At 71.6% G+C, this 12,221-nt stretch carries 12 protein-coding genes and 1 pseudogene; 5 read left to right on the forward strand and 8 right to left on the reverse strand.

Translation table 11 applies throughout. The annotated features are described in order from the left end of the window. Positions 1-179 precede the first annotated feature (179 nt). Both SSP24_RS19185 and SSP24_RS19190 read right to left on the reverse strand, forming a co-directional pair. Positions 180-758: a hypothetical protein gene (locus SSP24_RS19185; protein ID WP_141310873.1), complete on the reverse strand. Its 579-nt coding sequence runs from the start codon at positions 756-758 to the stop codon at positions 180-182. Further along, positions 755-1,123, reverse strand: a pseudogene (locus SSP24_RS19190) (HAMP domain-containing protein); the annotation flags it as partial. The gene SSP24_RS19185 and the pseudogene SSP24_RS19190, both read right to left, overlap by 4 nt. Between SSP24_RS19190 and SSP24_RS19195 the strand changes: the two are divergent. Both SSP24_RS19195 and SSP24_RS19200 read left to right on the forward strand, forming a co-directional pair. Further along, complete coding sequence (locus tag SSP24_RS19195) at positions 1,086-2,189, forward strand: L,D-transpeptidase (protein WP_229865555.1); 1,104 nt, start codon at positions 1,086-1,088, stop codon at positions 2,187-2,189. The pseudogene SSP24_RS19190 and the gene SSP24_RS19195 sit on opposite strands and share 38 nt — an antisense overlap. 179 nt (positions 2,190-2,368) lie before the next feature. Continuing rightward, positions 2,369-3,685 carry a COG1361 family protein gene (locus SSP24_RS19200; protein WP_141310875.1) on the forward strand — a complete coding sequence of 439 codons (1,317 nt, stop codon included), beginning with the start codon at positions 2,369-2,371 and terminating at the stop codon, positions 3,683-3,685. Positions 3,686-3,765: 80 nt separating this feature from the next. Here the strand turns inward: SSP24_RS19200 and SSP24_RS19205 are convergent, their stop codons facing one another. From SSP24_RS19205 to SSP24_RS19225, 5 genes are read right to left on the reverse strand one after another with little or no spacing between them, the layout of a single operon-like run. Then, positions 3,766-4,341: a hypothetical protein gene (locus SSP24_RS19205; RefSeq protein WP_141310876.1), complete on the reverse strand. Its 576-nt coding sequence runs from the start codon at positions 4,339-4,341 to the stop codon at positions 3,766-3,768. Continuing rightward, positions 4,338-5,717, reverse strand: coding sequence for a hypothetical protein (locus SSP24_RS19210; RefSeq protein WP_141310877.1), 1,380 nt, complete (start codon positions 5,715-5,717; stop codon positions 4,338-4,340). The genes SSP24_RS19205 and SSP24_RS19210 overlap by 4 nt, the downstream gene beginning before the upstream one ends. Further along, entirely contained in the window at positions 5,714-6,520 is an 807-nt protein-coding gene (locus SSP24_RS19215; RefSeq protein ID WP_174864675.1) for an ABC transporter ATP-binding protein, read from the reverse strand. Before SSP24_RS19215 ends, SSP24_RS19210 begins: the two co-directional genes overlap by 4 nt. 20 nt (positions 6,521-6,540) lie before the next feature. Then, entirely contained in the window at positions 6,541-7,359 is an 819-nt protein-coding gene (locus tag SSP24_RS19220; protein WP_141310879.1) for a zf-HC2 domain-containing protein, read from the reverse strand. After that, positions 7,356-7,916, reverse strand: a complete 561-nt coding sequence (locus tag SSP24_RS19225) for an RNA polymerase sigma factor (RefSeq protein WP_141310880.1) — start codon at positions 7,914-7,916, stop codon at positions 7,356-7,358. The genes SSP24_RS19220 and SSP24_RS19225 overlap by 4 nt, the downstream gene beginning before the upstream one ends. Before the next feature lie 149 nt (positions 7,917-8,065). On the opposite strand from SSP24_RS19225, the gene SSP24_RS19230 reads away from it, so the two are divergent. Continuing rightward, complete coding sequence (locus SSP24_RS19230) at positions 8,066-8,755, forward strand: response regulator transcription factor (protein ID WP_229865498.1); 690 nt, start codon at positions 8,066-8,068, stop codon at positions 8,753-8,755. Continuing rightward, positions 8,752-10,569: a sensor histidine kinase gene (locus SSP24_RS19235; protein WP_141310881.1), complete on the forward strand. Its 1,818-nt coding sequence runs from the start codon at positions 8,752-8,754 to the stop codon at positions 10,567-10,569. The genes SSP24_RS19230 and SSP24_RS19235 overlap by 4 nt, the downstream gene beginning before the upstream one ends. A 20-nt stretch (positions 10,570-10,589) precedes the next feature. Here SSP24_RS19235 and SSP24_RS19240 read toward each other — a convergent pair whose 3' ends face one another. After that, a complete protein-coding gene (locus SSP24_RS19240; protein ID WP_141310882.1) occupies positions 10,590-11,321 on the reverse strand; it encodes a GbsR/MarR family transcriptional regulator in 732 nt (243 codons plus the stop codon). 224 nt (positions 11,322-11,545) lie between these two features. Here SSP24_RS19240 and SSP24_RS19245 point away from each other — a divergent pair, with 224 nt between their 5' ends. Further along, positions 11,546-12,217 carry a DUF4097 family beta strand repeat-containing protein gene (locus tag SSP24_RS19245; protein ID WP_141310883.1) on the forward strand — a complete coding sequence of 224 codons (672 nt, stop codon included), beginning with the start codon at positions 11,546-11,548 and terminating at the stop codon, positions 12,215-12,217. Positions 12,218-12,221: the final 4 nt, after the last annotated feature.

A 12,221-nucleotide genomic window follows, 5' to 3' on the forward strand; every position in this document is an offset into this window, starting at 1 on the left:
ACGCGGTGCGACGCCCCGGCGATCGTATGACCTGCATGATCAAGGCCACAGGTGGTTTCTGGAACCCCTGCCGGAAAGGCCTCCACGGCGTACGAACAAATGGCATGCACGGGGACAGTTGCCCGTGTAGGTCGCACTTTTTCTGTGAGCCATCTCATCGACGGGGGCTGCGGGGCTGCTCAGCCGCAAGTGCCGGACCTCGATGCCCCGTCCTGTCCCGTCAGCTCCACGACGACCCGGCCGTCGGCGTCCTGGCTGTAGGCGATTGTGCAGGTCAGCTGGCGTAGAGCGGTGCTGTCCAGTCCCCGCAGGGCAAGGGGCAGGCGGGTCGTGACCTTGCCGCCCGAGGAGGGCTCGACCTCGACGGTCCCGCCGGGGCGGGCGGCGGGGAGGGAGGTGCTCAGGCCGGCGGCCCGGTCTTCCTTACGCGGACCGTTGAGCAACGCCATGACGACCTGCTCCGTCGGCACCGGTCCAGCCGTGTCGTCGAGGCTCTGGTCTGCGGAGCCCGACTCGGCGTATCCGTCACCGAACTCGACCGAGGGCCCGGTCGGCCGGATCACGGGGCTCAGCCCTCCGTCGGGGGAACGGAAGAAGAGCAGCATGTCGTAGTCGCGGTTGAGGAAGGCCTGGACGGTGGCGGGACCGCCCGCCTCGATGACGTCGGTCTCTTGGATACCGCAGCCGGCGAGCAGCAGCACCGCAGCCATGGCGGTGGCGGCCGCCGCGCGACGACAGCGCGTCCGCGCACGTCTCATCCGCCGGCCTCCTCCGCGCGGAGCGGTATCTCGACGGTGAAGACGGCACCGCCCCCGGGCAGGTTCCCCGCGCGGATGGTTCCGTCGTGGAGCCGTACGTTCTCCAGGGTGATCGCCAGGCCCAGGCCGCTGCCCGCCGAGCGGGTGCGGGCCGCGTCGGCCTTGTAGGTGACGGCGAGCATTCCGGCGAGGGGGGTGCGCAGTTCGTGCGAGACGTCGGAGGCGAAACGGCGGGCGCGGGCCTCGGCCTCGCGCAGTTCCCGCACGGTGCGTTCGAGTTCGCCCGCCGACTCGTTGAAGGTGCGTGCCAGGTCGGCCAGTTCGTCGCTGCCCCGGACCGGGATCCGGGTGTCGAGCGCCGACGACCGCCCTGTCACGGTCACCGTCACGCCCACGGGAGAACGGGCCCCGGCGGGTGAGCCCGTGACGGTCACGGCCTCTGGCGGCACCCTCACCTCGGTGACCGTCACCGACGCCGAGGGCCACCGGCTCGCCGGCAAGGTCGCCGCCGACGGCCGGTCGTGGGTCTCCGACCGCAAGGCCGTACCCGGCGCGTCGTACACGGTGACGGCGGCGACCCGGACCGAGGGCGGAACCGCCAAGACCAGCAAGGCGGCCTTCACCACGGCCCCGGCGGACAAGGTCAACAAGGTCGACTGGCGGCCGGGCACCGGCGCCACCGTCGGCATCGCCCAGCCGATCTCCCTGGTCTTCGACCATCCGGTCAAGAACCGGGCCGAGGTCGAGAAGCAGCTCAGGATCACCACCTCGAACGGCACCGAGGGTTCCTGGGGCTGGATACGCGACTGGTCGGGCAGGGACCGGGTGGACTGGCGGCCCAGGACGTACTGGAAGCCCGGCACCAAGGTCACGCTGAACGCCGAGTTGAACGGCACCGACTCGGGCGCGGACGGCGGCTGGTTCGTACGCGACTACACGACGACCTTCACCGTCGGCGCCCGGCAGATCGTCGAGGTCGACCTCGACAGCCACCAACTCACCCTCGTACGCGTCGGCAAGACGGTCCGGCGCATCCCGGTCTCCGGCGGCACGCCCGGCGGTGACAAGCGCTCCTGGCGCGGAACCGCCGTGCTCATGGCCAAGGAGGGCACGATCAACATGAACTCCGAGACGGTGGGCCTGGGCGACGCCTACGACAAGATGGTCGACCACTCGATGCGGCTGACCTGGTCGGGGATGTACGCGCACGCCGCCCCGTGGAACGCCCGCTACTTCGGCAACGCCAACCGGAGTTCGGGATGCATAGGGATGAGCGACGCGGACGCGGCCTGGTTCTACGGGCAGGTACGGCCGGGCGACCCGTTCGAGATCAGCGGCAAGGACACCAAGGGCGTGGTCGCGCCCGGGAACGGCTTCGGCGCGTGGAACCTCTCCTGGACCGAGTGGCAGCAGAAGAGCGCGCTGCGCTGAGAAGTCCCGGTCTCGGTGACCGTGCTGCATCGGAGCCGGCGCCGCAGCTCATGTCAACGCCCATGCGTGGCACAACCTTTGGCAGACCCCGGCCGTCCAACAGCGGAAACGACCACCCCGTGCGGACGTCCCCAGGGTCGTCGCCGCGGGGTGGGTCTCCGTACAAACTGGGAGTTGCCATGAGAACCGTCACCGGTCGCAGGAGACGGCTCGGCGCATACGCGCTCGTCGCGGCGGCGGCGCTGAGCGCCACCGTGGTCGGCACCGCGCCGGCCTCGGCCGCGAGCGACGCGCTGTGGGTCCAGTCCCCGGAGGGGGCGACGCTGTCCGTCACTCCGGGCTCGTACCAAGAGTTCTCGTTCGGCCTGTACCACGACAACGGCGACTACCACGTCGTCAACGGCGTGCTCACCCTCGACCTGTCGGAGCTGGCGGGCGTGGCCGAGGTCTCGGTGCCGGACAACTGCTTCCTGTCCGAGTCCGGCACCAGCGCCGTGTGCGACATCTGGGAGGTCGGCGACATCGGCGGCAGCTACGACGGGCCCCAGGTCACCCTCGGGCTGCGGACCATGGAGGGCGCCCCGGCCGGTGCGGAGCTGAACATCGGCCACCATGCGCAGGCGGAGACCGACGGCCCGGACGGTGTGCTGTACTCCCCCTGGGGCAGCACACCGGTCAAGGTCGAGTCCGTACCGTCGCCGGACCTGAGCCTGACGGAGCCGGCGCCGGTGGGCCCGGTGGCCCCCGGGACCTCGCTGACCGTACCGGTCACGGTCACCAACAACGGCGACGCGGCCGCGGACGGCTTCCGTCTCCGGGTGTGGAACACCTACGGCCTGGAGTTCGCCACCACCTACCCGGGCTGCGCCTTGACCCCGCCCGTCCTGGACACCGAGGCCATGCCCGGCGGCCTGCTGGACTGCACGTTCGACACCGTCGTGGAGCCCGGCGCGACCGTCACCCTGCCCCAGCCGCTGCGGCTCACCGTGGCGTCCCACGCCCTGATCGAGCGACTCGACATCGACGTCCAGCCGCTGGAGGGCACGCAGGACCAGAACCCCGAGGACAACACCACCAGCATGCCGGTCACCGCGGAGAACACGGCCGACTTCGCCGTCCGGGGTGACGAGGTCACCGGTGCGGCCGGGGAGACGGTCACGGCCACGATCCGGTTCCGCAACCGAGGTCCCGCCTGGTTCGCCAACGTCGGCAGCGGTGACCCGGTCGGCACGGTCACCCTGGCGGTGCCCGAGGGCACCACGGTCGTCTCGGCGCCGGAGAACTGCTGGGCGGACGGATCCGCCACGTACCGGTGCGAACTCCGGCACTGGGTGGCCCCCAAGGACCGGTTCCGGTTCCCCTTCGAACTGCGCGTCGACCGGGTGGTCCCGAACGCCACCGGCGCCGTCACACTCCACCCCTCCGCAGGGCAGGCCCCCTACGACCCGAAGCCGCGCAACGGCCATGCCGAGCTGGTGGTCAACGCCTCCGAGTGACCCTTCCCGAGGCCGCCGGTCACCGGAACTCGCGGTCAGCACCCTTAGTCCGGGACCGGCGGCTCCCACCCGTCAACCCGCTACCGTCTCGGCCCCGCGACGGCGTAGGCCGCGGTGCCGGTGACCGCGAGGACGAGGGCCGTCCAGGTGCCCGCCGTCGTGCCGGGCGGCAGCAGCATCCAGGTCGCCACCTCCATCGGCGTACTCGTCGGGGACGGGGCGAAGAGCGAGAACGCCAGCCAGGACATCGGCAGCGTCCACGCGTACTGCGCCCCGAACACCGTCGCCCCGCCGGCGACCAGCCCCATCAGCCCGGCGCTGTCGCGGACGACGAACGCGGTGGTGGCCAGGTCCTCGCCCATCGTCTGCACCGCCAGGAGCGCCGCGCCGACGACCGTGCCGATGAGCAGCACATGCGCCGCCCTGCGCGGCACCCAGCGGATCGCGGCCGTCCGGTCCAGCGCGAGGTCCTGCCCGCCGAGGCCGATCGAGGCCGCCGTCGCCCCCGCGGCGAGGACGAGCGCGGACAGCCGCGGGGCACCGGGACCGTCGCTGCCGTCCCTGGCGAGTGCCCACACCGCCAACGCGCTGACGGCCACCGCGGCGAACGACGCGGGCACCTGCCGCGAGCGCGAGTACAGCGTCAGCCACCTCACTGGGGCTCACCACCTGCCAGTACGTGAAGCGGGTCGCCGTTGCAGGAGACCGCGGCGGCGTGCATCGCGCTGATCCGCGCGAACTGTTCGGTCCGCGGCAGTGCCTTGAGGTCCTGCCACACCGGGCGGGCCAGGTCGAGCTGGTCGCGGACGGAGTGCACGGTGCCGCCGAGCGGTCTGAGGTCCCCGAGGACCCAGCCCGCCGCGACGCTCTGCGCGGCGATCTCCCCGGTCGTGCCGCTCTCGCTTGCGCTGCGGGCGAAGCACGTCGGCGCCATGCCCTGGGCGACCAGGGCCCGGGTCAGCTCCTCGCCCTTCGCGGTGTCGAACACCCCGTCGTCGAAGTCGACGAGCACGGCGTCGCGGGGCCGTTCCGGCGTGGCCATCTGCGCCCGTAGGGCGGTGCTCTCATGGATCGAGACGGGCGCCTGGCTGCCCAGGGCGTCGTGCAGCAGACGCAGCGCCTTCCGGCCCGGAGCCGCGAGGTCGTCGAGCCGTGCCTGGTGCGCCTTGGTCACGCACACCGGGCCGTCGCACACCAGCGCGGCGGCGGCCTCGTCGACGACGTACGTCCGGCGTGGGTCGGAGGGGAGGACGAGCAGGGCGATCGCCGCGCCCGCCAGGACGGGCGTCAGGGCGAGCAGCCGGGTGCGCGGGGTCGCGGCGGCCAGCAGGGCGAAGCCCGTCGCGGCCATGCCGAGCAGCCAGATCGTCTGCCCGAGATGCACGGCGGGCGAGAGCGTGAGGAGCACCTCGCTCACCTGTGCCACCGCCGGTGACAGCGGCGCGATGCGGCTCGGCACCGTGGCCGTCGGCACCGCCAACTCCGTCGCCTGCTGCAGGAGAGTGGTGAACAGGAAGGCGGCCACGGCCAGCGCCGGCGGGATGAGCGGGGACGGCAGCGCCCGCGCGACCCCCATGCCCAGCACCGCCCCCGCGACGAGCGAGAGTGCCCCCACCAGCGAGATCGGCAGCCATCCGAGGTGTGTGTACTCGGCGCCGGCCAGTACTTGGACCGCGCCCTGGAGGACAAAGAGGGCGAAGGCGGAGGCCAGCGTGATCGCCGTCGTACCCGCCAGTGCGGCCGCGCGGTGCCAGGCGGGCCGCGGTGTGCTCGTCAGCAGCTCGGACATCTTCGAGCGGTGGTCGCGCAGGCCCTGGAGCGCCCCGAGCCCTACGGCGAGCGGCCACAGGAAGACCAGCAGGGTGCGGGTCCACAGGGCCATGGACGTCCACTGGGCCGTCCACAGCGCGGTGCCCTTCCACCAGGGACCGCTCAGCAGGTACAGGAACGCCAGCGCGGTCACCAGGACCACGGCACCGGCCCACGGGGCGACGGAGCGCCTCAGTTCGATGCGCAGGACGCGGATGTTCACCAAGTGCCCCTTTCCTGCGCGGGGTTGAGCAGCATCGCCGAATAGCCGCGCTCCAGCGGGCTGTCACCCTCGTGCTCCGGGCCGCCCACCGAGGCCAGTTCGTCCGGCGGGCCCTGGAAGACCAGCCGGCCCTCGGCGAAGAGCACCACGTCGGTGCAGGCGGCGGCGACGTCCTCGACCAGGTGGGTGGAGACGACCACACAGGTGTCCGTGCCCAACTCCTGCAACAGCTCGCGGAAGCGCAGCCGCTGCGCCGGGTCCAGGCCGACCGTCGGCTCGTCCAGCAGCAGGATCGACGGGTCGTTGACGATGGCCTGGGCGATGCCGACCCGCCGCACCATGCCGCCCGACAGGGCCTTCATCTTCTCGTCGGCGCGGTCCGCCAGGCCCACCCGCTCCACGGCGCGTTGCACCGCCGCCGGGATGTCCGCCTTGGGGACCTCCTTCAGCCAGGCCATGTACTCGACGAACTCGCGTACCGTGAAGCGCTTGTAGTAGCCGAACTCCTGCGGCAGGTAGCCGATCCGGCGGCGCAGCGCACGGTACTCGCCCAGGCCGCCCGTGGATTCGCCGAGCAGCTCCAGGGTGCCCTCGGTGGGGCGCAGTACGGTGGCCAGCGTCCGGATGAGGGTGGTCTTGCCCGCCCCGTTGGGGCCGAGGAGGCCGTGGATGCCGGTGCCCAGCGACAGGTCGAGCCCGTCGACGGCCATCCGGTTCCTGCCGACCCTGACCTTCAACCCTGCGGCCCGGATCTCCCAGGCGTAGGACGTCGGTGCGATGTCGGCCGCGTTCACCGCGGGCATCAATTCTTCCTTTCCCATGGTCACTTGTGCGCTCCCAGCACGGAGTACGCGCCCCTGCGGGCGAGCACGACACCGATGCCGAGCGCGAGGATCAGCCCCCACACGGGCAGGCCGCCCGTCTGCAGGGCGAAGGTCGTACGGCTCGTGGCGAGCGTCGGCGCCACGATGACGGCGGCCCATACGGCGGTCAGCGCGACGGCGGCACGGGTCACCCCGACGACGCCGCCGAGCGCCAGGGTCGTCGAGGTGAAGGCCAGGCAGGGCAGCAGCCACTGGGCCACCATCACGCCCGTCAGCCATCCGCCCACCAGCAGCGCGGGGACGGTCACGACGAGCACGGACGCGGTGCGCCGCAGCACCAGATAGAGCCCGGCCCTGGGCACCGAGGCCGTCAGCTCGTACGCCGGGTCCAGGCCGCGCGACCAGGACGCCGCGACGCCGAGCACGGGCAGGACCGGGGCGAGCAGCAGCACCGGGGAGACCTCGCCGTAGCCGACGTCGGCCAGGTCGAGCAGCAGCGCGAGCAGGGTCACGCTCGTGACCATGGCCAGCCACGGCACCATCGTGGGCGTCATCCACCTCGACAGCCGTGCCGACCAGCGCCGGTGACGCGGCAGCGGGGCGGTGGCCGCCAGGTGGGGTTCGAGGCCGGACCACACGGTGTCGACCAGCGCCGCCACGGCGGGTGCCTCGGCCGTGACGGCGGCCGACAGCCGCTCCCGGCACACCCCGCACGCCTCCAGATGGGCCTCCAGGGCCCACAACTCGTCGGCGGCGAGGTCCGTGCCGCCGCGGGCGTAACCGTCGATGATCCGCATCGACGCGTGCTCCACGCTCATGCCAGCGCCTTTCGCATCGCGATCCGGGCCCGGCGGGCACGGGTCTTGACCGTGCCCTCGGGGAGTCCGAGCAGTGCGGCGGTCTCCCGGACGGACAGCCCGTCGAGCACCATGGCCTGCAGTACCTGCCTCAGTTCGGGCGCGAGGCGCCGCAGCGCGTCGCCGACGTCACCGCAGACGGTCGCCGCGAGCGCCTCCTCCTCGGCGGCGGGGGCCGCGTCGGGCAGAGCGGCGGCCGTAGGCGGTTCGGCGTGGTGGGCCCTGCGCCGGAAGGCGTCGACGAGGCGGCGCGCCGCGATCGTCCACAACCAGCCGACGGCCGTCCCTCCGACGGCGGTCCCGGCGAACGCGCCCGCCGCGCGCCACACCGCCAGATACGTCTCCTGCATGACCTCGGCGACGATCTGCTCGTCCGCGCAGCGCCGGCGCAGCCGCACCGCCAGCCACGGCGACGTACGCCGGTACAGCTCCTCGAACGAGGCACGGTCGCCCTTGGCCACCAGCCGGACGAGACGCTCCTCGTCCAGCTCGCCCGGTGCCTTCCTGACTGATCTCACACCCTCTAGACGGCCGTCCTGGACAACGGGTTTTCGCTCCGGCGTGATCCCCGTCACATGGAGACATGCGGATATCAGGAAGTTGTGAGGGTGTGGGAAGCCCCGCAACCAGCCCTGGACACCGACCAGCCGCGCTTAGAGTCGGCCACGTGTGCGCACATATTCTGGTCGCGGAAGACGACGCCATGCAGGCCGAGCTCATACGACGGCTGCTGCTCCGGGAGGGTCACACCTGCGTCGTGGTCTCCGACGGGCGGGCCGCGATCGACGAGGCCGCGCGACGCAGGCCCGACCTGGTCGTCCTGGACCTGATGCTGCCCAAGGTCGACGGTCTCGGCGTATGCCGTGTGCTGCGGCAGAACGGGGACGTACCCGTTCTCATGCTCACCGCCCGCTCCACCGAGGACGACGTACTGCTCGGCCTCGAGATCGGCGCGGACGACTACATGACCAAGCCCTACAGCCCACGCGAACTGATGGCCCGCATACGCACCGTGCTGCGCCGCACCCTCCGCCCCACCGAGAACTCCCCCCTGCTGCGCGCGGGCGGCATCACCGTCGATCCCGCACGGCACGAGGTCACCTGCGACGGCGTCCCCGTCCTGTGCACACCGGGCGAGTTCGCCATCCTCCAGGCCATGGCCGAGGCACCCGACCGTGTCTTCTCGCGTCGTCAACTGCTGCAGCACACCCGGGGCCACGACCGCGCCTCCACCGAGCGCGCCATCGACGTACACATCATGAACCTGCGCAAGAAGATCGAGGCCGACCCGCGCAGACCGGTCCGGCTGCTGACCGTCTTCGGCGTCGGCTACAAGCTCACCGGGCAGCCGTCATGACGCCTGGTCCCCGCATCCCCTGGCACAAGAGCCTGCTGGTGCGGCTGCTCCTCACGTCCATCGCCATCGCCGTGGTCTCCGTGGGCGCCACCGCCTGGCTGGCCGTGCAGACCACCACGCGGGCCATCCAGGAAGAGCGCGGGCAGGTGCTCTCCGACGACACCGACATCCTGCGCCGGCTCAGTGGCTTCGCCGCGACCCACGCCGACTGGGACGGCGTGCAGTCGCAGGTGCGCGACCTCTCCCGCACCATGGGGCGGCGCATCGCCCTGACGACAGAGGCAGGACACACCATCGCCGACTCCGCCGCCCCCGGCACCGCCCTGCCCGCCCGCGCCTCGGCCACCGTCGACCCGCTGAACACCGACACCTACACCGAACCGGGCGCCCAGCTCGCCGGGATCGACCCGCGGGCGGTGGGGCCGTATCTGCTCCCCGCGGCAGAACGGGTACGGGTGAAGGCGCTCGCCGAGAAGCGCCTGGCATGCGTGCGCAGGTATGGGGGCGACGGCAGCATCCGGCAGCTGCCCAGTGGCCGCACCGTGCTCATCGCCGACGGCGGAGAGGCGTCCGTGCCCCTGCAGTGCGCGGACGGAGCGCTCAACACCCCCACCCGCACCGAGCAGAAGGCACTGGACGAACTCAACTCTCTGACCGCCCCCTGCCTCGGCCGGGACGGCGAGATGAAGCGGGCAGTCATCCCGCCGGTCGGAATCGGAGTCGATTTCCTGCCCGGCCCCACCGCTGCGGCCGACGATTCCGGCCGCCGCCAGACGCAGGAGTGTGTCGACGACGCGCGCCGCACCCAACTCGACCCGTACGTCGCCCCCAGAGCGAGGCTCTATCTGGGCGCCCTCGGCCAACAGCCCCCGGGCTTCGACCTCTCCACCGCCAACAAGGCCAAGATCGTCGGCGTCGCAGGGCTGGTCCTCGTCGTGACGGTCGCCACGACCACAGTGGTCGCGATCCGCCTCGTCCGTCCCCTGCGAGCCCTGACGGCCGCGGCCCGGCAGCCGCCGCAGCGGCACACCCGCGTCGCGGTCACCACCAAGGACGAGACCGGCTACCTGGCGGCCGCCTTCAACGACCTCACCACCCGCCGCGAACAGTTGGAAGCCCAGCGCAAGGCCATGGTCAGCGACATCGCCCACGAGCTGCGGACCCCGCTGACCAATATCCGCGGCTGGCTGGAGGTCACCCGCGACGGGCTGCTCGAACCGGACCCGGAGCTCATCGCCTCCCTGCACGACGAGGCACTGCTCCTGCAGCACATCATCGACGATCTGCAGGACCTCGCCGCCGCCGACGCCGGCACCCTGGCACTGCACCGCGAACCCGTACGCGCGGACGACCTCGTCGCCCAGACGGTGTCGGCCCACCGCGCCCGGGCCGAGTCCTCGGGCATCCGCCTGTGCACCCACACCGATCCCGACCTCGGCCTGGACGCCGACCCGGTGAGGATGCGGCAGGTCCTGGGCAACCTGACCGCCAACGCGCTACGGCATACCCCGGCGGGCGGCACGGTCACCCTCACCGCCCGACAAGCCGGCGACATGGCCGTCCTCACCGTCCAGGACACGGGCAGCGGCATCGCCGCCGACGACCTTCCCCACGTCTTCGAGCGCTTCTGGCGGGCCGAGAAGTCCCGCAGCCGACGCACCGGCGGCAGCGGCCTGGGCCTGTCCATCGTCCGCCAGTTCGTCGAGGCACACGAGGGGACCGTCACCGTGGACAGTGAGCCCGGGAAGGGGTGCCTGTTCACCATCCGCCTCCCGCAGGCCCGGGACGCAGACCGTAACGAGTGTGACGGCTGACCTGCCCCACGCAATGCCGATCACCCACCGCCTGAGGCCGCCTCGGGTTTCGTGTGGAGGATCTCGCGTGCCTGCTCCGCCGCGCGGATGGTGCTCTCGCTGACGAAGTCGAGGAAGCGGGCGATGTTCTCGAAGCGGGCGCCGGCGGGGGTGTGAGGGCCGAGGACACCGACGCCCTGCCGGGCGGTCTCGACGATCTGGTTGATGGCACGGGCGCTGGCCATCATCGACTCGTACCAGACGTCGTCGTCGACCACGTAGCGCTCGCGGCGGCCTTCGTCGCGCTCCCGACGGACCATGCCCTGGCTTTCGAGGAACGCGATCGCCTTGGAGACGGACGCCGGGCTGACATCGAGGCGTTGGACGAGTTCGGACGCGGTGAGGCTGCCGGAGTCGGTGAGGCTGAGGGCGGCCTGGATCCGGGCCATCATCTTGGGCATGCCCGACTGCATCATGACGGTGATGAACGTGTCCTCGTACGCGCGGACCGCCTCGGCGTCGCGCCCGTAGGCCTGCGCGGGCGCCTCCGGCCCCCGGGGCGCGGCCTGCCTGCGCCGGTGGGCGCGGCGTTCGGTGGCGCGGTGGGCGAGGTCGGCGCGGTAGGCGGTGGGGCCGCCGTTGCGCATCACCTCACGCGTGATCGTCGAGGTCGGACGGTCGAGACGTCTGGCGATCTCCGCGTAGGCGAGGCCGTCGGCCAGCCCCAGCGCGATCTGCTGACGTTCCTGCTGGGTGAGCCTGCCTCCCGGCATCGCGATCTCCTTCGTACTCCTTGAAGACCTCCAGTGTAGCGTTCTCCGCTCAATCATTGCAACGGGCAGTCGAGCTGATGTTGCGTTAAGTTCAGAACCGTTGCAACGATTCTCTGGCTCTGACCTGCGCACATGCTGATCGCGTGCAACAAATGCGTTGCCAAATCTATGAACGCAACGTAGCTTTTCCTGTGTCGGAAACAAGGACCCCGAAGGAGAGCACGATGCAGCAGTTCCACACCACCGCCCCGATCTCCGTCGACCTCGACATCCCCGCGGGACGCATCCGGTTCATCGCCGCCGACCGGGCCGACACCACGGTCGAGATCCTGCCCGCGGACGCCTCCAAGAGCCGCGACGTGAAGGCGGCGGAGCAGATCACGGTCGCGTACGGCGACGGCGTCCTGCGGATCGCGGCCCCGGAGGCCAAGAACCGGATCCTCGGACACACCGGGTCCGTCGAGGTCACCGTCCAGCTGCCCGCCGGCTCCCGCGTCGAGGCGAAGTCGGCCGGCGCCGAGTTCCGCGGCGTCGGACGACTCGGCGACGTCACCCTCGACGGTGGCTACCGCACGGTCAAGCTCGACGAGGCCGCGAGCGCCCGCCTCACCGCCCTCGACAGTGACGTCTCGGTCGGCCGCCTGGGCGGCCCCGCGGAGATCAGCACCCAGAGGGGCGACATCCAGGTCGCCGAAGCCGTGCGCGGCACGGTGACGCTGCGCACCGAGAAGGGTGACATCTCGGTCGGCGCCGCCCGCGGAGTCTCCGCCTCCCTGGACGCCGGCACCAGTTACGGCCGGATCAACAACTCGCTCAAGAACGACGACGGCGCCGACGCCGCCCTGACCATCCACGCGACCACGTCCTACGGCGACATCACCGCCCGCAGCCTGTAGTCGC

Source organism: Streptomyces spinoverrucosus (assembly GCF_006539505.1).
GTDB classification, from domain to species: domain Bacteria; phylum Actinomycetota; class Actinomycetes; order Streptomycetales; family Streptomycetaceae; genus Streptomyces; species Streptomyces spinoverrucosus.

Excerpts from the sequence above, each read along its gene's own strand:
- SSP24_RS19185 (WP_141310873.1), bottom strand. The coding sequence starts at position 758 with ATGAGACGTGCGCGGACGCGCTGTCGTCGCGCGGCGGCCGCCACCGCC.
- SSP24_RS19200 (WP_141310875.1), top strand. The coding sequence starts at position 2,369 with ATGAGAACCGTCACCGGTCGCAGGAGACGGCTCGGCGCATACGCGCTC.
- SSP24_RS19215 (WP_174864675.1), bottom strand. The coding sequence starts at position 6,520 with ATGCCCGCGGTGAACGCGGCCGACATCGCACCGACGTCCTACGCCTGG.
- SSP24_RS19220 (WP_141310879.1), bottom strand. The coding sequence starts at position 7,359 with ATGAGCGTGGAGCACGCGTCGATGCGGATCATCGACGGTTACGCCCGC.
- SSP24_RS19235 (WP_141310881.1), top strand. The coding sequence starts at position 8,752 with ATGACGCCTGGTCCCCGCATCCCCTGGCACAAGAGCCTGCTGGTGCGG.
- SSP24_RS19240 (WP_141310882.1), bottom strand. The coding sequence starts at position 11,321 with ATGCCGGGAGGCAGGCTCACCCAGCAGGAACGTCAGCAGATCGCGCTG.
- SSP24_RS19245 (WP_141310883.1), top strand. The coding sequence starts at position 11,546 with ATGCAGCAGTTCCACACCACCGCCCCGATCTCCGTCGACCTCGACATC.